The organism is Brevundimonas olei (genome assembly GCF_037055245.1).
Classification (GTDB): domain Bacteria; phylum Pseudomonadota; class Alphaproteobacteria; order Caulobacterales; family Caulobacteraceae; genus Brevundimonas; species Brevundimonas olei.
The window spans coordinates 1,111,562-1,131,161 of the sequence record NZ_CP146369.1; the positions used below are offsets into that span (position 1 = coordinate 1,111,562).

Here is a 19,600-nt window from a genome sequence, read left to right on the forward strand (position 1 = left end):
AGGCGCGCATTGAGGCCGGAACGCGGGGAGGGCGCAAGCGCCGAAAAGCCGGATGAGCAAAGAAAAAGGGCCGCCCGAGGGGCGACCCTTTTCCGTATCCGGCTGAAGACCCGATCAGGTGATGTCTTCGTTCAGCAGGCCGACCTTGAAGTAGCCGTTTTCCTGCAGGGTGTTCATGACTTCCATGAACTGGTTGTATTTCACTTCCGGCTCGGCGCGGACGAAGACGCGCTCGTCACGGCAGTCGGCCACGGCGCCTTGAGCGGCGCAGACGTCGGCAGCCAGCTTGGAGAGGTTGGTTTCCGTTTCGGCGATGTAGAGCGAGCCGGATTCCTGGATGGTGATGTAGACTGGCTCTTTCGGCTCGGCGTCAGCGGCCGGCGGCGTGGCCGGCGGCAGGTCCAGGCGGATCGACACGGTGGCCATCGGGGCCGCGACCATGAAGATGATCAGCAGCACCAGCATGATGTCCACGAACGGCGTCACGTTGATGTCCGCGTTCTGTTGCGCCAGCTTGCCGCCGCCGCCGCCGCTCGAAGAAAGTTTCGCGCCCATTACGCCCTCGTCTCCATCAAGGCCCGCACCCTCCGGCGGACCACACTGAAAGTCTCGCTCGTCTCTTGGCGTCCTGAAGCGGGCTTGTAAAGCCGTCGAATGCGAGGAAATGACGCCGCCGGGGGAATAAGATTGCGAATTCGGCGCAAAGCCGCCTTGGCCGCGATCAATTCAGCCCCGGTTCAACCCCGGATTTCAGCCTCGGGCCAGTTTGAGGAATCGCTCGGCCAGCGCCGGGTCGTCCTTGAAGGCGCCGGTGAAGCGGGTGGTGATGGTCGAGACGTGGCGGTGATGCACGCCGCGCGTCGTCATGCACTGGTGCGCCGCATCGACCAGCACGGCCACGCCCTTGGGCTGCAGGTGCGATTCGATGGCGTCGATGATGTCGTTGGTCAGGGTCTCCTGGTTCTGGAGACGACGGGCGAAGATCTCGACCACCCGCGCCAGCTTGGAGATGCCCACCACCTTCTCGCCCGGCAGATAGGCGACGTAGGCCTTGCCCAGGAAGGGGGCCAGGTGGTGCTCGCAGTGGCTCTCGACCTCGATGTCGCGCAGGATGACCATGTCGTCATAGCCGGTCACGTCCTCGAAGGTGCGGCTCAGCTCCTTGCCCGCGTCGGCGTCATAGCCGTCGAACCACTCGCCATAGGCGTCGACCACGCGCTTGGGCGTGTCCAGCAGGCCGGGGCGGTCGGGGTTGTCGCCGGCCCAGGCGATCAGGGTGCGCACGGCCTCCAGCGCCTGTTCGCGGCTGGGGCGCTTGGACGCCTCATTGGCGACGAGGACGGGCTTGGCGGGGGTGCTGCTCATGAAACGATCCGGCGGCGGCGAGAGCGCCTGTTCAGAATACTATTATATATGGACTTGGGCGCGCGGCCCTGACTGTCTATCAGGCCGCTATATGGGACACCTCGTCCGTCCCGCAAGAAAACTCGCAAAAGACCTGACCCATGGCCCTGCACATCCACGACACCCTGCGCCGTGAAAAGCGCCTGTTCGCGCCGCATGATCCGAACCGGGTGAGCCTCTATGTCTGCGGCCCGACGGTCTATGACTACGCCCATATCGGCAACGCCCGCCCGCAGGTGGTGTTCGACGTGCTGGTGCGCCTGCTGCGCCGCACCTATGGCGCCGACAAGGTGGTCTACGCCCGCAACGTCACCGACGTGGACGACAAGATCAACGCCAAGGCCGCCCGTGAAGGCGTCGCCATCGGCGAGATCACCGCCCGCTATGAGGCCGCCTATCTGGCCGACATGGGCCTGCTGAACGTGTCGCCGCCCGACATCGCCCCGCACGTCACCGACTATATCGAGGCGATCACCAAGCAGATTCAGGCCATCATCGACGCCGGCTGCGCCTATGCCGCCGAGGGCCATGTGCTGTTCGACGTGTCGTCCTATCCGTCCTACGGCGCGCTGTCGGGGCGCAATCTGGACGACATGATCGCCGGCGCTCGCGTCGAGGTGGCTCCCTACAAGAAGAACCCGCACGACTTCGTGCTGTGGAAGCCGTCCAAGGCGGACGAGCCGTCCTGGCCGTCGCCGTGGGGCGAAGGGCGTCCCGGCTGGCACATCGAATGCTCGGCCATGATCGAAGAGACGCTGGGCCTGCCCATCGACATCCACGGCGGCGGCATCGACCTGGTGTTTCCGCACCACGAGAACGAGATCGCCCAGGGCGTCTGCGCCCACGGCCACGCCCATGGCGACGCCGCGCACGACGAATACGCCCGCTACTGGATGCACAACGGCTTCCTGACCGTGGACGCCGAGAAGATGTCCAAGTCGATCGGCAACGTCCTGTTGCTGCATGATCTGGTGCAGGCCATGCCGGGCGAGGTGGTGCGCTGGGCCCTGTTGAGCGCCCACTATCGTCAGCCGCTGGACTGGAACCAGACCCTGCTGGAGCAGAGCCGCAAGAACCTGGACCGCCTCTACGGCGCCCTGCACCGCGCGGCCGGGGTCGAGGCGGCGGACGTCGAGCCGCCGGTCGAGTTCATGAAGTCGATCGAGGACGACCTGAACACGCCGGGCGCCATGGCGGCCCTGTTCGCCCTGTCCAGCGACATCGAGCGCGGCATGACGGCGGGCGACGAAGGCGCGGTGGCGACGGCCAAGGGGCAGTTGATCGCGGCGGCCTCGATCCTGGGCGTGCTGCAGGCCAACCCGGCCGAGTGGTTCTCGGGCGTCGACGAAGGGCTGAAGGCCGAGGTCGAGGACCTGCTGGAGCAACGCGCCGCCGCCCGCACGGCCAAGAACTGGGCCGAGGCCGACCGCATCCGCGACCGGCTGAACGAACTGAACGTCGTCGTCATGGACGGCCCGCAGGGCGCGACCTGGCGAATGAAGGGGTGACTTGAGGGAACCCTCTCCCGGCGGGAGAGGGCTTGAGCGCACGAGAGCGTAGCGATCGTTCTTTGCGCGAAAGGGTGAAGGGCTTGTCCTGTCAGTCGGCGTAAGCCGTGGCTGAAGGCCGTGATGCGACGGCCTTCAGCCGACTTAAGTCCCGAACCCTCACCCTTTCGCCTGAGCCAATCGCCTTCGGCTCTTGGAGGCTCAAGCCCTCTCCCAATGGGAGAGGGAGAAGTTCAGCGCGCCCGCCTGATCAGCTCATCCGCCAGCACGTCCGTCAGATAGCCGTCGGCCGTGCGCCCGTTCGCCTGTTGCCAGCGGCGAAGGGCGGCGCGGGTGTTGGCGCCGATGACGCCGTCGACGCCTTGCGTGTCGAAGCCCATGCGGGTCAGGGCCTGCTGGGCGCCGACGCGCTGATCCCGCGTCAGGGGGCCGTCGTTGGGCCAGGAGGCCTTCAGCGCCGGCTTGCCCGCCACGCCGTCGGCGATCATGCCGATGGCGAGCGCATAGCTGACCGAGTTGTTGTAGCGGCGGATGACGTAGTGGTTGGGCAGGGCCAGGAAGGCCGGCCCCTTGGCGCCCTGCGGCAGCAGGATGGCCGCGCCCTCGGCCGCCTCGGCGCTGTTGGGCGAGGAGCCGTCGGCCAGGCGCACGCCGCGCGCGACCCAATAGGCCCAGGGGTGCTTCGGCCCCTCCGCTTCGGCGTAGTCGAAGTTGGAGGGCAGGGTGACTTCATAGGCCCAGCCCTGACCGCGCTTCCAGCCCGCCTGGGCCAGCAGATTCGCGGCCGAAGCGAGGGCGTCGGCGTCCGAGCCCCAGATGTCGACCTTGCCGTCGCCGTTCTGATCGACGCCCAGCTTCAGATAGTTGTCGGGCATGAACTGGGTCTGGCCCATGGCTCCGGCCCAACTGCCCTTAAGCCCTGCGCGGTCGCGCTTGCCCGTGACCACGATGTCGAGGGCGTGCTTCAACTGCTCCTCGGCCCAGGCGCGGCGGCGGCCGTCATAGGCCAGGGTCGCCAGGGAGCGGATGACGTCGAAATCGCCCTGAACCTGGCCGAAGGCGCTTTCCTGGGCCCAGACGCCCAGCAGGATCTCGGTCGGCACGCCGTATTTCTGGGTCACGTCCCACGGCACGCGGTCGACGCGCTGGCGGGCCATGGCGATTCGCGCCGGAGTGGTGGCGTTCTGGATGTAGACCCCGGCGGGGCGCGAGAATTCGGGCTGATTGCGGTCCAGGCGCACGACGCTGGGATTGGGCGTCACGCTCTCCAGTTCGCGAGCGTAGTCCCATTTGCGGGCGCCGCCGTGGCGCTCCAGGAAGCTCTGCTTCCAGGCGTCGAAGCTGGCGTGGTCATAGGCGTCGCTGAGATCCGTCTGGGCGGGCGGAGGCGCGGGGACGGGCGTGGCGGGCGCTGGCTCGACCACGGGCGGCGGCGCAGGCTGGGGCTGCGGCGGCGTGGGAACCATGGGTGTGCAGGCGGCGACCGACCCCAGCAACAGAAGGCGATAAGCGATACGCATAAACATAGGCTAACGCCCCCGAATTCCACGACCAATCACAAGCGCGCGAAGGCTCGATCAGTTTCCGTGATAAGGATGAAGGCGCCGTTAACCCTTTTCGGCAGTAGGCGGTTAAGGGGCGATAATTTACATTGCGTCGTTCCCTGAGCACGGCCTGGTGGCGGAGGGGCGACGCGTCGGACGTGCATGTCCGAAGACCCTCCGTTCGACTCGGAGGCCAGGCCTCCAGCGGATTCCCCGCGCGGAATGTTGACGAAAGGCCATGGCCTCTCTATACGACCGCCTCCGCCGCAGGTTCGCCCGCGGCTCTTTTGTTTTACCCGCCCTCACGGGCCTCCAAATCCGGGACGTCCGACCATGAAGGTCCGTAGCTCGCTGAAGTCGCTGAAGGGTCGCCACCGCGACTGCAAGATCGTTCGCCGCAAGGGCGTTCTGTACGTCATCAACAAGACCGACCCGCGCTTCAAGGCCAAGCAAGGCTGATCAGGCGCGCCCGGCGCGCCCTGCCTCTTGCAGGCGAGGCGCGCGCCGACCGTCGGTGGATGGGATGACTATCCACAGGGCCGCGGGCGTTGTCCGCGGCTTTTTCGCGTCCGGCGTTGAGCGCAGGCTCGCGCCTGACTAGTGATTCTTTTCCAAGTCGCCCTAACGGCCTTCGGCCTGCTTGAGGGCGTTCTTTTTTCTTGCCCTGACGGCCCTTGGCCTGCTTGAGGGCGCAGCCTGATTTGAGTTCTGGAGTTCAGTCATGGACGACGCTTCCTTCGACGCCAGCCCCGACGTCCTGACCGCCACGGCCCAGGGCCGCTTGCGCTCCATCATCGAACGCCTGGAGCGCCTCGAAGAGGACAAGCAGGCGGTGATGGCCGACATGAAGGAGGTCTTCGCCGAGGCCAAGGGCGAAGGCTATGACGTCAAGGTGCTGCGCAAGGTCATCCGCATTCGCAAGCAGGACAAGGCCAAGCGCCAGGAGGAGGAGGCGATTCTCGACCTCTATCTCTCGGCCCTCGGCGAGGTCTGAGGCGGCCGGCTTGAAGCGTACGCCCTTCAAGCCTCCCAGCGACGGTCCTTCAGGCTCCAGCAGCGTGAAGGGGGGCGGCGCGAAGCTGCGCTCCAGCGGTTTCAAGCCGAAGGGCGGTAGCGCCGCTAAACCGCGCTCAAGCAGCCCGAAGGGCGATAGCGCCGCTAAAACCAAGCTGTTGAGCCCCTGGGAGCAACAGCGCGAGGCGGCCAGGCGCTCTGCGCTCAACGCCCTGAAACGCGCCCGCCGCTCGGCAGAGAAGGCGGGCGTTTCCCTGTCCGACTGGGAGGGCGAGTTCCTCGATTCGGTCGGGGAGCGGGTTCGTGAACACGGACGCGCCTTCGCCGATCCGGAAAAGGGCGCGCCGGGCCAGGCCCTGTCGGCCATGCAGGGCCGCAAGCTGAAAGAGATCACCGCCAAGGCCAAGGGCGAGCCGCGTCGATTCGGCCGACGGCCGGGGAGGGCGCCGGAGCGCGAGGGGGACGAATGAGGCAACCGCCTTGCTGGGCCGGACGTTGCGCCTGCGGATTTCCGCCCCTTGAGAAGGAAGACCGATGAAACGCTTCGTTCCCGCCGCCCTGACCGGCGGCCTTATGAGTCTGAGCCTGGCGCTGGCGGCCTGCGGGGACCGGCCGGGAGCCGCGCCCGAGGCCGCATCCGAGGCGACGCCGGATCTCAGCGGCGGCCCGGCGGCCGCGCCCCAGGCGGTCGCTCCGGCGTCCGGGACGACCCAGGCCCTGCCCGCCGTCGACGAGGCGGCGGCGCGCGCCTTCGTCCGCGAGGAAGGCTCCACGCTGGAGACGCTGACCTTCGAGCGGGTCGGGTCGGTGACGAAGGAAGGGATGGTGAAGGGCTATGCGGCGCCGGTCTACGCCGTGCCCGTCGCGTCCGGCCAGACGTTGAAGGTCGCCTTCAAGCCGTCGAACGCCAACCTGTATTTCAACATCAGCGACGCGGCGGATCAGAGCGGCGCCGCCGTGTTCCGGGGCGAGGTCGATGGGGAAACCGCCGAGTTGAAAGCCTCGAAGGACACGACCTACGTCATCACCCCCTATCAGCCTCGCGCCATGGCGCGGCGTGATGAGACGGGCTCCTATGCCCTGACGGTCAGCCGAAGCTGATGAGGAGGGGCGGCGAGCGAGATCGCCGCCCTTTCCTTCCTTATGGCAGGGCGTTCAGGCGCATGGCCGACAGGTAGGGCTGATAGGCCGTGCGGGCGGCGGCGGCGCCGGACAACTCATCCTGTTCGATGTGGATGGTCAGGCCGTAGCGGCCCTTGAGCGCGCTCATCAGCGAGCCGACGCGGCCGCCTGAATCCTTGGGTTCGACGCCGATGACGACGGTCTCGCCGGTCGGGCTGTCCATGACCACGGCCAGGTAGTCCTCGCCGCCGATCGAGGCCAGGGCGGGGGGAGACGACAAGGCCATCTCACGCACGCCCTTGGTCATTTCCACGCCTGCGACGACGCTCTTGAACGCGGTCTCCTGCGCTCCGGCGAGCAGGCCGGACAGGGGGCCGCTTTCCTCCGGAACGGGCGCCTTGGAATCGATCAGCAGGATTTCGGCGCTGGTTCCCGGCTCGCCATAGGTCATGGAGACGGAGAAGGCCTGGCACTCGATTTCCGTCAGGGGTTTGCCGGCGATGGTCCGGGCCGCGGGCATGGCGGCCAGCAGGGGATGATTCTCGCATTCGGGCGGCAGGGCGACCCTGGACGCGGCGGAGGCGGCGGCCTCGGCCTTCGCCGGCGCTTCCGCATTGGAGCAGGCGGCGGTCAGGACGGCGACGGACGCCAGGCTCAAGGCGATGGCGGCAGGACGAAACAAGATGGCACGCTCCCCTACGTGAACAGGACGACGAGGTGTGGCCTGTAAAGCTCGCCGTTAAAACCCCAGAAGGGGATCGGTCAGTCCAATTCCTGAACGCCGCCGCCGGAAACGGTCAGGATCTGGCCGCTGATCCATGACGCGGCGGGGGAACACAGGAACAGCGCCGCGCGGGCGATGTCGTCGGGTTGGCCCAGACGGCCCAGAGGCGTGTGTTTCAGCATGGCCTCTTCGATCTCGGGCGTCAGGACGCTGGCCAGGGCGTCGGTCTTGATGGCGCCCGGCGCGACGGCGTTGACGCGTATGCCCCTGGGGCCCAGGTCGAACGCGACATTGCGGGTCAGATGACTGACCGCCGCCTTGGACGATCCGTAGGACGCCATGCGGGCGTTCTTGTTGTCGCCGGCCATCGAGGTGATGTTGAGGACCGCCCCGCCGCCCGCGTCCTGCATGTGCGGCGCGGTCAACTGCATGAAGCGGAAGGGCGCGAAGACGTTGAGCTGATAGGCGCGCTCGAAATCGCTCATCGGCATGTCGAACGGCTTGGGCCCGCCGCCGCCCGCATTGTTCACCAGCAGGGTCAGCTTGCCGAAGGCTGCGACGACGGCCTCGACGGCGGCGACGCGCTGGGCTTCATCGGTGACGTCGCAGGCCAGGCCGACGGCGCGTCCGCCCGCCCGGACCACGCCGTCCGCCACGGCCAGGGCCCCGGCCGCGTCCAGATCGGTGACGGCCACCGCGGCGCCCGCCGCAGCGAAGGTCTCAGCGATGGCGCGGCCGATGCCCGCCCCTGCGCCCGTCACCAGGGCGACCTGTTCGTCCAGTCGGAAATGCGCGTCCATCGTCTGCGTCGCCTGTTGCTGTTCGTTGCGTTCAGCCAGCAAGCGTGGATCGGCTGCGCACGGTTCCATTCTCAGGGGAATGGCATGACCTTCGCCCCTGGCTGGCGTACCCCTGTGCGTCGAGTTGATTCTGGCAAAGAAGGGGGCGCGCGTGTCGACGATACTGGACGGCTTCAGGCGATTGACGGATTTTAGCGGGCGCGACCGGCGCGGGCGTTTCTGGCCCTATGCCCTGGTGGTCCTGGCGTTGGCCTATGTCGGAATGGCGGCGGTGATGATTCCGCTGATGGCCGGCGTCTTCGCCGAGGCGACAGCCTATGCCGCTGCAAACCCTGACCAGGCCACGGTGGTGAGCGGGCCGGGCTATTATTCGGTGCAGATTCACGACCCCGAGGCGATCGCCATGCCGGATTTCGGCCTGGTCTTCACGGCGGTCGGCATCGCTGCGGCGCTAACGGTGATCCTGCTGGCGGCGGCGGTGACGCGGCGGCTGCATGACACCGGCCGGGCTGGATGGTGGGGGCTGCCGCCGGTGGTCTTTCTGACGACGGGACTGCTGCTGTTCCCGCGCATGATGGATCAGATGATGCAGTCGGAAGCGGAGGCCCCGTCGATGGGCCTCTTCTTCCTGCTGTTCGCCAACAACCTGATCTACATCATCTGCCTGCTGGGGCTGATCATCCTGTTGGTGTTGGACGGGACGAAGGGGCCGAACCGCTATGGCCCTCCGTCCGACTGACCCGTCTGACCGAGGACGACGCCCTCAGCCCGCTTCCTTGACCTGCTCTTCCAGCCCCTGTTCGCGGACCTTGCGGTAGAGGGTGGAGCGGCCGATGCCCAGGCGGCGGGCGATCTCGGACATGTGGCCGGAATAGACCTCGATCGCGTGCTGGATCAGGTCGCGTTCGATCTGCTCCAGGGTGCGGACGTGGCCGCGATCATCGGTGATGCGGACCGGGCTGTCGTGCAGGCCGTCCTCGTCGGCGGAGGCGGGGTGCGACGCCGCGGCCGAGGCGCTGTCGCCGGCCGGCGCTGCAGCCATGTCGTCCAGCGGCACGGCGACGCCCGAGATGGCCGGGAAGTCGTGCGGCTGAAGCAGGGGCGAGTCGGCCAGGACCAGGGCGCGATAGACGGCGTTCTCCAGCTGGCGGACATTGCCGGGCCAGTCGTGGCCCTGCAGCAGGGCCAGGGTCTCGGGCGAGCAGCCCGCGACCCGCTTGCCTTCCTCGACGTTGAAGCGGGCGATGAAATGCTCGACCAGGGCCGGGATGTCCTCGCGCCGTTCGCGCAGGGCCGGAGCCTCGATCGGGAAGACGTTCAGGCGATAGAAGAGGTCTTCGCGGAAGGCGCCTTCCTTCACCTGCTGGGCCGGGTCGCGGTTGGTGGCCGAGACGATGCGGACGTCGACCTTGACCGGACGCTTGCCGCCGACGGGATCGACCTCGCCCTCCTGAAGGGCGCGCAGCAGCTTGACCTGCATGTCCAGCGGCAGTTCGCCGATCTCGTCCAGGAACAGGGTGCCGCCGTTCGCCTCGACGAACTTGCCGGCGTGTTTCTCATGAGCGCCGGTGAAGGCGCCCTTCTCGTGGCCGAACAGGATGGATTCGACCAGATTGGCGGGCAGGGCGCCGCAGTTGACCGCGACGAAGGGCTTGCCCGCGCGGTCCGAGGCGCCATGCAGGGCGCGGGCGATGACTTCCTTGCCGACGCCGCTTTCGCCGGTGATCAGCACGGGGATGGAGGACTTGGCCGCGCGCTGGCCCAGCGCCTTGACCATGCGCATGGGCTCGCTGTCGCCGACCATGTCGTCGAACGAGGAGCGGCCCGTGGCCCGCTTCTTCAGACGGCCGATCTCGGCAGTCAACTGGGTCATCTGCAGGGCGTTGCGCACGCCGACCAGCAGGCGTTCGGGGCCGACCGGCTTGACGAAGAAATCCTGGGCCCCGGCCTGCATGGCCCGGACCACCGTCTCGATGCCGCCGTTGGCCGTCAGCACGATGACGGGGGTCGTGACGCCCGCCGTGCGCATCTCGGCCAGGGCTTCCAAGCCCGACAGGCCCGGCATGACGAGGTCCAGCAGAACGACGTCGGCGCCGCCGCCCTTGGTCAGGCGGTCGATGGCCTCGCCCCCGCTTTCGGCGTGGACGACCGCATAGCCTTCGCGGTCCAGCACCGCCTGGATCAGGCGGCGCTGCGTGGGATCATCGTCGACGACCAGAACGGTCTTGGCCATAGGAACACACCCTTCAACATCACCATCGAACGGCCGTCCTCGTTAGGTCGGGACTGGCTCGTTTCGACACAAACCTAGAACGGAGGGAATGAAGATGGAGTTTCGGAGACCTGAGTCAGGGGTTAACGGCGACAGGCTTTGGACAGACGGTTTCCGGCTGCAGCCGCCCGGTCACGGCGCCCATATTCAGATCGGGCCAGGGTGAGGCGGCGGCCTTGAGGTCGGGATGCTTGAGCGCCTCGCGCAGGTCGCGACGGCCGGGGCCGGGGCAGTGGGGAACCTGATAGTCGCCCTGATGGACCCAGCGGCCTTCGGCGTCCTGTGCGAACAGAGCGATGTTGTAGGCGGTCGCCAGCAGAATCTCATCGCGGCCGTCGCCATTCAGGTCGCGCTGGGCGGCGAGGCAGTTGTCTTCGCTGTTGCAGACGTAGCGCGGATCAGGGGGCGCTGTCGGGGCCAGGAAGGCGGCGGGCAGGGGCTTGTCCGCCGGCCAGGGGGCGATGTTCGGCGCGCGCGGGGGCAGGGCGGCTTCCTCGACGTCATAGCGCGAGGTCGAGGTCTGGGCGGCCTTGGCGCGGCGGGCGATCTCTGCGTCGGAGGATTTCGCCAGATCGGCCAGGGCGGCGCGGCCCGCCTTGCCTGCGCCGAAGCGCAGGAAGGCGTAGTCGAACTGGACCGCGCTGACGGCGCCGCGCTTCAGCCGGGCCATCTGGTCGTTGACGGACAGGCGGGCCGGGTCGGCCAGGGGGCTGAACAGGGCCAGGATGACCAACACCGTCAGCACGGCGGCCAGGACGTTGGTGCGCTCCAGCGGCTTCATCCAGGCGCTCTTGCGCCACAGAGGCGACAGGGCGGCCCAGCCGTAGCCCGCGGCGTAGAGGACCCCCACAAGGGCGCAGGCCGCGGCGATGATGCGGTCGGGCGTCAGGCCGTGCTGGCCGATGCGCAAGGACAGACCCCAGAGCGCGATCAGGATCAGCGGCGTCAGCAGCACTGAGGCGACCCGCACCGCCGCGCGCAGGGCGGCGGGCGGCAGATTGTCCTCGCGCCCGTCCTGATAGGCCGTGTTGATCAGCACGATCAGGGCGGCGGCGGCCGACAGCACCAGGGCCGTGGCGCTGCCCGTCTTCCACAGCCCGTCCAGGCCGGTGAAGGGCAGGGCGGACAGGAAGCCCGCCACCAGCACGGTGATGACCAGCAGCAGCCAGGACAGCAGCATCAGCGCCACCGTCCGCACGCCCCGGATCAGGCCGCCGCGCACGTCGGTCAGTTGCACCGCCACGGCGAAGACCAGGCAGGTGACGGGGATGGAGAACCATTCCTCGCCCAGCAGATCGGACAGGAAGCTGAGACCGATGACGCGGAACAGGGCCGCGCCCAAGAACAGCAGCAGCCAGAAAACGCCGGTGAACCCCAGCGACAGGACCAGTTGCACCCCGGCTTTCCACGCCGTGTCGAAATAGTCGTCGTAGTCGGCGATCCAGCGCCGCCCCTCGACCGCCGGAACAATCAGGTGATGGGCGATGAACAGGGCCGCCGCCGCGAAGGCGACGACCGGGAAACGCAGATAGGGCGGGCGGAAATAGTCGCTGGCCTGCTGGGCTGCGTCGTGCCAGCCCAGCAGCGCCAGGACCGCCGCCGCGATCGCGCCCCACAGCGCCAGCGCCTTCCATCCCATCCGCCCGACGCCCGCCAGCAGCATGATCGGAGCGAACGTCGCCGCCAGCACCAGGGCGGCGAACAGCGAAGGCTGGGTGGCAGGCCAGGTCAGGGCCGCGTTGTTCGACGCCGAGCGATACAGGAGATAAAGGATCAGCCCCTGGATCAGGCCGATCCCGATACGGACGGCTGCGAGCCCGCGCGTGCCCTCGAGCGAGGCGCGGCCGGTGGGGGCGAAATGATCGGGGCCGTTCAAGGTCATGCGCCTTCCTGAGCTTCGCCGGCATCTGACGACGGATCGGCCCCGATGGAAAGCCTGCCGTTACAGCGCCTGGAAACGGAAGTTGCGGAACCGCGCTTCGCCCTGGCCCGCGGCGTAGAGGCCGGGCCGAAGCATCATGAAGCCGCCGCGCACATTGTGATGGTAGCCCGAGACCTCCATCTGGCGGTCGAACTTCGTCCATGTCCGACCGTCGGGGCTGTGGTGGAAGGTGATGATGTGCCGGTCGTTGGTCAGGCGCAGGTGCATCCGTCGTCCGTGGGGATTGGCGGGGCGACCGCGCTCCAGTCCATACTGGTGGGTGACGAAGCGGTCGGGGTCGAAGCCCAGACCGGCGTAGAGGGCGTGATCATAGAAGACGACCAGACCGGCCGTGCAGCCCGGATCGATCTCTATCTCGCATTCGATGCGATAGGCCTGTTCGCCCTGGGGGAAGGTCAGGGGCGAGCAGTCGCGGGGCGATCGGCCCTTGGCGCGCAGGTGCAGAACCCCGTCGCGCCGCTGGAACCGGTCGGCCTCGTTCGGTTCGGCGGCGTAGAAGCTCCACTGAAGACCGAAGCGGTCCTGTGAGAAGTCGTCCGACAACGCCATGCCGTGCGGCGGGCGCGCGACGCCGGGCGCGCGGGGGGCGGGCAGGGGCAGGGGCGCGGACAGGTCGCCGCCCCTGGCGTGGAACCAGCCGTCCTCGCTCCATTCGACCGGATCCAGCAGGGTCTGGCGGCCCAAGGTCCAGAAGGCGTTCTCATAGCCGTGATAGACCATCCACCAGCCGCCTTGCGGGCCTTCGACCAGGGTGGCGTGGCCGCGCGACCACCATTTTTCAGCCGCTGAGGCGGTGCGGACCAGCGGATTGCCGGGGTGATCCTCCCATGGGCCGTGAACCGAGCGCGACCGCGCCGCGATGACCATATGGCCGGTGGGCGGCCCCGCCGTGCCGCCCACGGCGGTGATCATGTAGAACCAGTCGCCGCGCCGGATCAGCTTGGGCCCTTCGGGCGAGAAGCTCTCGGCCGTCCAGTCGTCGGGATAGCGCCAGGGGTCATAGACGTGCCGGACCGGTCCCGCTGTCGACAGGCCGTCGGGGGCCAGGGGGACCATGTCGCCGTTGTTCAGGAACAGATAGCGCTCGCCGTCCTCGCCGACGATGTGGCCGGGGTCGATGTGGTCCGGCAGATGAAGGTCGATCGGTTCGCTCCACGGACCGGCGATATCATCGGCCCACAGCACATAGTTGGAGCGATATTCCTCGGTGCGCGCCGGGACATAGAGATAGTAGCGGCCCTCGTGGCGGCACAGTTCGGGCGCCCAGACCGAGCCGATGTAGCGTTTCAACGCCGCCGTGACCGGGGTCCAGTTCACCAGATCTGTCGAGCGCCAGATCACCAGGCCGGGAACGGATTCGAACGAGGAGAACGTCATGTAGTAGACGTCGCCGTCCTTCAGGATCGTCGGGTCGGGCCGGTCGCCCGCCATGATGGGATTGAGGAAGCGGCCGTCGTCCAGGTCCGCGCGACGCTGGCCTTCAAGACCGCGGCTCCAGTTCTGGCCCGACCATTCCTGGCCGAAGGGCGCCAGTTGATCACGGGCCTGGCCGGCGGCCAGGGTCGATGCGGGCAGACTGGCCGCAGCCGCGCCGGCGGCCAGTCCTCCGAACAGCCCCCGTCTATTGATCGCATCCGCCATTTCGCGCGCCTCCCCGTGACGATGAATAAATGACACCGGTAACAATCCCCAGTCCCGCACCTGCCGTCCAGAAGAAAAACCGGCCTGCGAAGACGTGGAGGGCGGCGAGACGTTGCATCGCGCGGCTGGCCTCCCCACAACCAAGGGCATGAACGCCCCCGTCAAACCGACCGAATTCGCCGACGCCCCGCTGTGGGACCTGTCCGACCTCTACGCTTCGCGCGAAGATCCGCGCATCGCCGCCGACCTGGAGCGGGCCAGGGGGCTGGTGGAGCGGATGAACGGGTTTCAGGGGCGGCTGGCCGCGCTGTCGGGGGCCGAACTGGGCCGGGCGCTGGATGAGGCGATCGGGCTTTATGAGCAGGCGGCGGATGTGATGGGGGCCTTGGGCGCCTACGCCTTCCTGGCCGCCTCGACCAACCGCGAGGACGCCGCGGCGCAAGGGTTCGAGGCCGATGTGCGCGAGAAGCTGACGGTCATCGCCACCCCGACCGTCTGGCTGACGCTGGAGATCAATGCGCTGGACGAGACGGCGGTGGAGGCGGCGCTGGCGGCCCATGCGCCCGCCGCGCGCTGGGCGCCGTGGCTGCGCCGGGTGCGGGCGATGAAGCCGCATGAGCTGTCGGCCGAGCTTGAGACCTTCATCGCCGAGCGCGGACCGATCCAGGCCCAGTGGCCGCGACTGTTCGACGAGACCCTGGCCGTGCTGCGCGCACCCGTAGGGGATGAGGAACTGACCCTGGCCGAGGGGCTGAACCGTCTCAGCGACGCGGACGGCGCCAAGCGTCAGGCGGCGGGCGAGGGCCTGTCGACGGCGTTTTCCGGCATCGCCCGGACCATGGCCATGGTGCTGAACACCGTCGCCGCCGAGAAGGCGCTGGAGGACCGCAAGCGCGGCTTCAAACGTCCCGCCGACAGCCGTCATCTGGGCAATGAGGTCGACGGCGAGAGCGTGGACGCCATGGCCGAGGCGGTGGCCCAGGCCTATCCGCGCCTGGCGCATCGCTATTATGCGCTGAAGGCCAGGGCGATGGGCAAGGACCGGCTAGCCCACTGGGACCGCAACGCCCCGATCGAGGCGGCGGCGTCGCGCGCCTATGACTGGGCGGGCGGGCGTGAAGTGGTGCTGTCCAGTTTCGCCGATCTGGGCGGGGATTTCGCCGAGCGGGCGGGCTGGTTCTTCGACCGGCCGTGGATCGACGCGAGGGCGCGGGCGGGCAAGCAGTCGGGCGCCTACGCCCACCCGGTGACGGCGGATCGGCACCCCTATGTCTTCCTGAACTGGATGGGCGAGCGGCGCGATGTGCTGACGCTGGCCCACGAACTGGGCCACGGCGTGCACCAGACGCTGGCGGCGGGGCAGGGGTCGCTGCTGGCCGATACGCCGCTGACGCTGGCCGAGACGGCGTCGATCTTCGCCGAGGGGCTGACCTTCGACCGCCTGCTGGCCGAGGTGACGCCGGACGAACAGCGCGCCCTGCTGGCGGGCCGCATCGAGGACGGGTTGAACACGGTGGTGCGCCAGATCGCCTTCCACCGCTTCGAGACGCGCTTCCATGACGAGCGGGCGGCGGGCGAGGTTCCGGTCGAGCGCATCCGCCAAATCTGGATGGAGGAGTTGGGCGCCAGCCTCGGCCCGTCCGTCGATCTGAGCGGCTATGAAGACTGGTGGGCCTATGTCGGCCACTTCGTCCATGCGCCCTTCTATGTCTACGCCTATGCGTTCGGCGATCTGCTGGTCGCGGCGCTGATGGAGACGCGGGCCAAGGATCCGGCGGGCTTTACGCCCCTGTATCGCGACCTGCTGTCGGGCGGCGGGGCGCGGACCTATGTCGAGGCGCTGAAGCCGTTCGGCCTGAACCCGCGCGACCCGGTCTTCTGGACCATCGGGACCAAGCGGCTGGAAGGTCTGATCGACCGGTTCGAGGCGCTGGGCTGACGACTATGCGTTGACAGGGGCGCGTGCGGCGGTGAAGCGTGGCCGCATGAAAATCGCGTCCCGTGTTCTTGTTCTCGCCGCCGTTCTCGCGCTGCCGACGACGGTTCTCGCCCAGACCGAGGCCTCGGCCAACCACCGCGCCCTCGCGGCGGGCTACAAGGCGCTGACGGTGTGCAGCGCCCTGCATACGGCGCGCGCGGCGGGGGCCGAGCGGACGGTCGCCAGCGTCGAGGCGAACGAACTGGTCGGCATCTATCCTGAACTTCAGTCGCTGGTCGGCGCTATGAAGGTCGAGATGGCGGGAGACCTCGTCACCGTCGCCTGGGATCAGGCCGCCCCGCCGCGTGTCGCGACCTGGACCGACGGACGCGGCTGCGTCATCGAGCCGATGGGCTATGTGCGGGACAGCGCGCCTGAACGCGCATCGCTGGCGCGCCGGGCCTCGGCGCCGGACATGCCGACCGCACGGCCCAAGGGGAACGCCCGGGCGCTGGAGGCCGCCGTCGCGCGCGCCTTCGATCAGGGCTTCGGCGCAGGAACCAACACCACCGGCGTGGTGGTGATGCAGGGCGGCAAGCGGGTGGCGGAACGCTATGCCCCCGACTTCGGGCCGAACACGCCCCAGCGCACATGGTCTGTGGCCAAGAGCCTGGCCGGAACCGTCATCGGCGCGGCGGTCCAGCGCGGCGAACTGGATGTGAAGGCCCCCGCCGCCATCGCCAATTGGAACCGCCCCGGCGATCCGCGCGCGGCCATTACGGTCGACGCCCTGATGCGGATGTCGTCCGGCCTGACCAGCGACACGGCGGGCAATCGCACCGACGCCCTCTATTTCGGCGGCACGGCGGCGGACGAGCAGGCGCCGGGCTGGCCGCTGCTGGCGCCGGTCGGGACGGTCTATCGCTACGCCAACAACGACACCCTGCTGGCGGTCATGGCGGCGGCGTCGACGTTCGAGGCCCATCCGCCCGCCGAACTGTTCGACGCCCTGGGCATGACGCATACTTGGGCCGAGACCGACTGGCGCGGCAACTACATCCTGTCGAGCCAGGTCTGGACGACGGCGCGCGATCTGGCCCGCTTCGGCCAACTGTATCTGCAGGACGGGGTGTGGGAGGGCGAGCGCCTCCTGCCGCAGGGCTGGCGCGACTACGTCACGGCTCCTGCCGGGCCTCAGCCGCCGACGGGCGACTTCGGCTATGGCGCGACCTTCTGGCTGCTGAACCGATCCGAGGGCGTGCCGGCGGATACCTTCGCCGCCTTCGGCAATCGCGGGCAGTATGTGGTGATCGTGCCCAGCCGCCAGGTGGTCATCGTGCGGCGCGGCGAAGACCCTGCGGGCAAGCCGTTCGACGTCGCCGCCTTCGCCCGCTCGGTTCTGGAAAGCCTGGACTGAGGCGCTTGTGGCCGCGACGGGCTTGAGCCGCGCGCAGGCCTCGCTATAAGAGCCGTCGAAATCCCGACTCTTTTTTGGAAGACCCCATGGCCGACCAGCACGCTGAAGCGACCGCCCCCCACGTCCACGGGGAAATGAACATCTCGGAACAGGCCTGGACCTGGAGCTTGTTCATGGGCCTGACCAAGTGGCTGTCGCTGGCCATGGCCGTGCTGATCCTGTTCCTGACGGTGTGGTTCGGCGTGGGCGCGGGCTTCGTTCCCGCCTTCATCAGCTCCGCCGTGATGGCGGTGGTCGGCTTCTTTGTTCTGAAGAACAAGGTTTCGGCCTAGGGAGCGCCTTTTTCCCAGATCGGTTTGCACGAGGCCCGTCGGTAGGTTCGGCGGGCCTTTTGCTTGCGCGGATTGCGGCGAAGTGAGCAAGAACCTTGCGACGGCGGGCGGTGAAGCGGCGAAGGTCGCGAAAAAATCGCCTTATCGAGACGACTTGGCTTTGACGCCTGCTCCGGCTTCGGCCTAACGTCGGTTCGACCCTGGGGAGTGGGAGGGATTCGCTTGGCTGTCGCCATCGCCGTCACCCGTGAACGCCGTGAAGGCGAGACGCGTTGCGCTGTAACGCCCGAAACGGTGAAGAAGCTGGTCGCCCTCGGGGCGACGGTGAGCGTCGAGGCCGGGACGGGCCTGGGCTCCTCCCTGCCGGACGCCGACTACGCCGAGGCGGGGGCCAGCGTGAAGCCTGACCTGTCGGCGGCGCTGGCCGGTGCGGACGTCCTTCTGAAGGTGCGCGGCCCGACGGCGTCGGAAATCAGCGCCCTGAAGCCCGGCGCGGTCGTCGTCGGCCTGCTGGACGCCTGGCGCGACAAGGCCACGGTCGAGGCGTTGAGGGGCGCGAACGCCACCGCCTTCGCCATGGAATTCGTGCCGCGCATCACCCGCGCCCAGGTGATGGACGCCCTGTCGTCCCAGGCCAACCTGGCCGGATATCGGGCGGTGATCGAGGCGGCCTACGCCTATGGCAAGGGCTTCCCCATGATGATGACGGCCGCCGGTACGGTGGCCGCCGCCAAGGTCTTCGTCATGGGCGCGGGCGTCGCGGGGCTTCAGGCCATCGCCACCGCGCGGCGTCTGGGGGCGGTCGTCACGGCCACCGACGTGCGCCCCGCCGCCAAGGAGCAGGTCGAGAGCCTGGGCGCCAAATTCGTCGCCGTCGAGGACGAGGAGTTCAAGGCCGCAGAGACGGCGGGGGGCTACGCCAAGGCCATGTCGGCCGAATATCAGGCCAAGCAGGCCGATCTGACCGCCGCCCACATCATCAAGCAGGACGTGGTCATCACCACAGCCCTGATCCCCGGCCGCCCGGCGCCCAAGCTGGTGACGGCGGCGCACGTCGCCTCGATGAAGCCGGGCTCGGTCATCGTCGACCTGGCGGTCGAGGCGGGCGGCAATGTCGAGGGCTCCAAGCCGAACGAGGTCGTGACCACGGCCAATGGGGTGAAGATCGTCGGCTGGAGCAACATGCCCGGCCGCATCGCCGCGGACGCCAGCGCCCTCTACGCCCGCAACCTGGTCGCCTTCCTGGGGTTGATGATCAAGGACGACGCCCTGTCGGTCGACCTGGAGGAGGAGATCCTCAAGGCCGCCGTCGTCACCCACGGCGGCGCCGTGGTGCATGAAGGAGTGAGAGGCTGATGGAACACGTCGATCCCACCGTCTTTCGCCTGGCGATCTTCGTCCTGTCGATCTTCGTCGGCTACTATGTTGTCTGGAGCGTGACGCCGGCGCTGCACACGCCGCTGATGGCCGTCACCAACGCCATTTCCAGCGTCATCATCGTCGGCGGCCTGATCGCGGCGGCGGCGCTGAGCGCCCAGGCGGGCGGGCCGAACGCCTGGATCGCCAAGGGCGCGGGCGTGGCCGCCGTTACCTTGGCCAGCGTCAACATCTTCGGCGGCTTCATGGTCACGCGACGGATGCTGGCCATGTACAAGAAGAAGGAAAGGCCCAAGGCCTCGTGATCCTGTCTCCCGTATCGCTGGCCTTCTACCTGTCCTGGGGCGTCACCGTTCTGGGCGTGGCGCTGTGGGTGTGGAGCTGGGTGCGGGTTCGCGACCCGATCGACCGGCTGCGTTTCCAGGATTGCGGCATCGTGCTGGTTTTCGCCGCGATCCTGACCCGGGTCATCATTCAGGATCGGGAGATGACGGTCTTCGACTGGGCGATGATCCTGCTCGGGCCGCTGTTCATCGCGGCGGCGCTGTGGCGTCTGTCGCGTACCCAATCCGTCAAACGCTAACC

At 68.1% G+C, this 19,600-nt stretch carries 20 protein-coding genes; 12 read left to right on the plus strand and 8 right to left on the minus strand.

Annotated features, from left to right (window positions below):
- Nucleotides 1-114 precede the first annotated feature (114 nt).
- Complete coding sequence (locus V8J38_RS05340; protein ID WP_291776734.1) at nucleotides 115-555, minus strand: biopolymer transporter ExbD; 441 nt, start codon at nucleotides 553-555, stop codon at nucleotides 115-117.
- A gap of 195 nt (nucleotides 556-750) precedes the next feature.
- Nucleotides 751-1,365 carry a GTP cyclohydrolase I FolE gene (folE, locus tag V8J38_RS05345; protein ID WP_338578186.1) on the minus strand — a complete coding sequence of 205 codons (615 nt, stop codon included), beginning with the start codon at nucleotides 1,363-1,365 and terminating at the stop codon, nucleotides 751-753.
- A gap of 140 nt (nucleotides 1,366-1,505) precedes the next feature.
- On the opposite strand from folE, the gene cysS reads away from it, so the two are divergent.
- Complete coding sequence (gene cysS / locus V8J38_RS05350) at nucleotides 1,506-2,912, plus strand: cysteine--tRNA ligase (RefSeq protein WP_338578187.1); 1,407 nt, start codon at nucleotides 1,506-1,508, stop codon at nucleotides 2,910-2,912.
- 233 nt (nucleotides 2,913-3,145) lie between these two features.
- Here cysS and V8J38_RS05355 read toward each other — a convergent pair whose 3' ends face one another.
- Nucleotides 3,146-4,432, minus strand: coding sequence for a lytic murein transglycosylase (locus V8J38_RS05355; RefSeq protein ID WP_291776728.1), 1,287 nt, complete (start codon nucleotides 4,430-4,432; stop codon nucleotides 3,146-3,148).
- Nucleotides 4,433-4,789: 357 nt separating this feature from the next.
- Here V8J38_RS05355 and ykgO point away from each other — a divergent pair, with 357 nt between their 5' ends.
- The 4 genes from ykgO to V8J38_RS05375 all read left to right on the plus strand — a co-directional run bounded on the left by ykgO (nucleotide 4,790) and on the right by V8J38_RS05375 (nucleotide 6,571).
- Entirely contained in the window at nucleotides 4,790-4,915 is a 126-nt protein-coding gene (ykgO, locus tag V8J38_RS05360; RefSeq protein WP_003165750.1) for a type B 50S ribosomal protein L36, read from the plus strand.
- A gap of 262 nt (nucleotides 4,916-5,177) precedes the next feature.
- Nucleotides 5,178-5,450: a DUF2312 domain-containing protein gene (locus V8J38_RS05365; protein ID WP_121482427.1), complete on the plus strand. Its 273-nt coding sequence runs from the start codon at nucleotides 5,178-5,180 to the stop codon at nucleotides 5,448-5,450.
- 178 nt (nucleotides 5,451-5,628) lie between these two features.
- Nucleotides 5,629-5,940: a hypothetical protein gene (locus V8J38_RS05370; RefSeq protein ID WP_338578188.1), complete on the plus strand. Its 312-nt coding sequence runs from the start codon at nucleotides 5,629-5,631 to the stop codon at nucleotides 5,938-5,940.
- A 64-nt stretch (nucleotides 5,941-6,004) separates the two neighbouring features.
- The gene (locus V8J38_RS05375) at nucleotides 6,005-6,571 is read left to right on the plus strand and encodes a hypothetical protein (protein ID WP_338578189.1); all 567 of its coding nucleotides are present in this window, start codon (nucleotides 6,005-6,007) and stop codon (nucleotides 6,569-6,571) included.
- Nucleotides 6,572-6,611: 40 nt separating this feature from the next.
- Here V8J38_RS05375 and V8J38_RS05380 read toward each other — a convergent pair whose 3' ends face one another.
- Nucleotides 6,612-7,274 (minus strand): hypothetical protein, encoded by a 663-nt coding sequence (locus V8J38_RS05380; RefSeq protein WP_338578191.1) that lies wholly within the window; start codon nucleotides 7,272-7,274, stop codon nucleotides 6,612-6,614.
- Between the two features lie 80 nt (nucleotides 7,275-7,354).
- A complete protein-coding gene (gene hdhA / locus V8J38_RS05385; protein ID WP_338578193.1) occupies nucleotides 7,355-8,158 on the minus strand; it encodes a 7-alpha-hydroxysteroid dehydrogenase in 804 nt (267 codons plus the stop codon).
- Between the two features lie 139 nt (nucleotides 8,159-8,297).
- Between hdhA and V8J38_RS05390 the strand changes: the two genes are divergently transcribed.
- Entirely contained in the window at nucleotides 8,298-8,855 is a 558-nt protein-coding gene (locus tag V8J38_RS05390) for a DUF805 domain-containing protein (RefSeq protein ID WP_338578195.1), read from the plus strand.
- Between the two features lie 24 nt (nucleotides 8,856-8,879).
- Here V8J38_RS05390 and V8J38_RS05395 read toward each other — a convergent pair whose 3' ends face one another.
- The 3 genes from V8J38_RS05395 to V8J38_RS05405 form a co-directional block, all read right to left on the minus strand.
- Nucleotides 8,880-10,349, minus strand: coding sequence for a sigma-54 dependent transcriptional regulator (locus V8J38_RS05395; RefSeq protein WP_338578196.1), 1,470 nt, complete (start codon nucleotides 10,347-10,349; stop codon nucleotides 8,880-8,882).
- Between the two features lie 115 nt (nucleotides 10,350-10,464).
- A complete protein-coding gene (locus tag V8J38_RS05400) occupies nucleotides 10,465-12,270 on the minus strand; it encodes a DUF4153 domain-containing protein (RefSeq protein WP_338578197.1) in 1,806 nt (601 codons plus the stop codon).
- A gap of 60 nt (nucleotides 12,271-12,330) precedes the next feature.
- Nucleotides 12,331-13,971: a family 43 glycosylhydrolase gene (locus V8J38_RS05405; RefSeq protein ID WP_338578198.1), complete on the minus strand. Its 1,641-nt coding sequence runs from the start codon at nucleotides 13,969-13,971 to the stop codon at nucleotides 12,331-12,333.
- A gap of 148 nt (nucleotides 13,972-14,119) precedes the next feature.
- Between V8J38_RS05405 and V8J38_RS05410 the strand changes: the two genes are divergently transcribed.
- The 6 genes from V8J38_RS05410 to V8J38_RS05435 all read left to right on the plus strand — a co-directional run bounded on the left by V8J38_RS05410 (nucleotide 14,120) and on the right by V8J38_RS05435 (nucleotide 19,598).
- Nucleotides 14,120-15,910, plus strand: coding sequence for a M3 family oligoendopeptidase (locus V8J38_RS05410; RefSeq protein WP_338578199.1), 1,791 nt, complete (start codon nucleotides 14,120-14,122; stop codon nucleotides 15,908-15,910).
- Between the two features lie 46 nt (nucleotides 15,911-15,956).
- Nucleotides 15,957-17,306, plus strand: a complete 1,350-nt coding sequence (locus V8J38_RS05415; RefSeq protein ID WP_338578200.1) for a serine hydrolase — start codon at nucleotides 15,957-15,959, stop codon at nucleotides 17,304-17,306.
- Between the two features lie 86 nt (nucleotides 17,307-17,392).
- Nucleotides 17,393-17,638: an aa3-type cytochrome c oxidase subunit IV gene (locus tag V8J38_RS05420; RefSeq protein WP_291776698.1), complete on the plus strand. Its 246-nt coding sequence runs from the start codon at nucleotides 17,393-17,395 to the stop codon at nucleotides 17,636-17,638.
- A gap of 222 nt (nucleotides 17,639-17,860) precedes the next feature.
- Nucleotides 17,861-18,994, plus strand: a complete 1,134-nt coding sequence (locus V8J38_RS05425; protein WP_338578201.1) for a Re/Si-specific NAD(P)(+) transhydrogenase subunit alpha — start codon at nucleotides 17,861-17,863, stop codon at nucleotides 18,992-18,994.
- Entirely contained in the window at nucleotides 18,994-19,320 is a 327-nt protein-coding gene (locus V8J38_RS05430; RefSeq protein WP_338578202.1) for an NAD(P) transhydrogenase subunit alpha, read from the plus strand. Before V8J38_RS05425 ends, V8J38_RS05430 begins: the two co-directional genes overlap by 1 nt.
- Nucleotides 19,317-19,598, plus strand: coding sequence for a hypothetical protein (locus tag V8J38_RS05435; RefSeq protein ID WP_291776692.1), 282 nt, complete (start codon nucleotides 19,317-19,319; stop codon nucleotides 19,596-19,598). The genes V8J38_RS05430 and V8J38_RS05435 overlap by 4 nt, the downstream gene beginning before the upstream one ends.
- Nucleotides 19,599-19,600 lie beyond the last annotated feature (2 nt).

Excerpts from the sequence above, each read along its gene's own strand:
- cysS (WP_338578187.1), top strand. The coding sequence starts at position 1,506 with ATGGCCCTGCACATCCACGACACCCTGCGCCGTGAAAAGCGCCTGTTC.
- V8J38_RS05430 (WP_338578202.1), top strand. The coding sequence starts at position 18,994 with ATGGAACACGTCGATCCCACCGTCTTTCGCCTGGCGATCTTCGTCCTG.
- V8J38_RS05340 (WP_291776734.1), bottom strand. The coding sequence starts at position 555 with ATGGGCGCGAAACTTTCTTCGAGCGGCGGCGGCGGCGGCAAGCTGGCG.
- V8J38_RS05405 (WP_338578198.1), bottom strand. The coding sequence starts at position 13,971 with ATGGCGGATGCGATCAATAGACGGGGGCTGTTCGGAGGACTGGCCGCC.
- V8J38_RS05400 (WP_338578197.1), bottom strand. The coding sequence starts at position 12,270 with ATGACCTTGAACGGCCCCGATCATTTCGCCCCCACCGGCCGCGCCTCG.
- V8J38_RS05395 (WP_338578196.1), bottom strand. The coding sequence starts at position 10,349 with ATGGCCAAGACCGTTCTGGTCGTCGACGATGATCCCACGCAGCGCCGC.
- V8J38_RS05410 (WP_338578199.1), top strand. The coding sequence starts at position 14,120 with ATGAACGCCCCCGTCAAACCGACCGAATTCGCCGACGCCCCGCTGTGG.
- V8J38_RS05415 (WP_338578200.1), top strand. The coding sequence starts at position 15,957 with ATGAAAATCGCGTCCCGTGTTCTTGTTCTCGCCGCCGTTCTCGCGCTG.
- V8J38_RS05375 (WP_338578189.1), top strand. The coding sequence starts at position 6,005 with ATGAAACGCTTCGTTCCCGCCGCCCTGACCGGCGGCCTTATGAGTCTG.
- ykgO (WP_003165750.1), top strand. The coding sequence starts at position 4,790 with ATGAAGGTCCGTAGCTCGCTGAAGTCGCTGAAGGGTCGCCACCGCGAC.
- V8J38_RS05365 (WP_121482427.1), top strand. The coding sequence starts at position 5,178 with ATGGACGACGCTTCCTTCGACGCCAGCCCCGACGTCCTGACCGCCACG.
- V8J38_RS05355 (WP_291776728.1), bottom strand. The coding sequence starts at position 4,432 with ATGCGTATCGCTTATCGCCTTCTGTTGCTGGGGTCGGTCGCCGCCTGC.
- folE (WP_338578186.1), bottom strand. The coding sequence starts at position 1,365 with ATGAGCAGCACCCCCGCCAAGCCCGTCCTCGTCGCCAATGAGGCGTCC.
- V8J38_RS05420 (WP_291776698.1), top strand. The coding sequence starts at position 17,393 with ATGGCCGACCAGCACGCTGAAGCGACCGCCCCCCACGTCCACGGGGAA.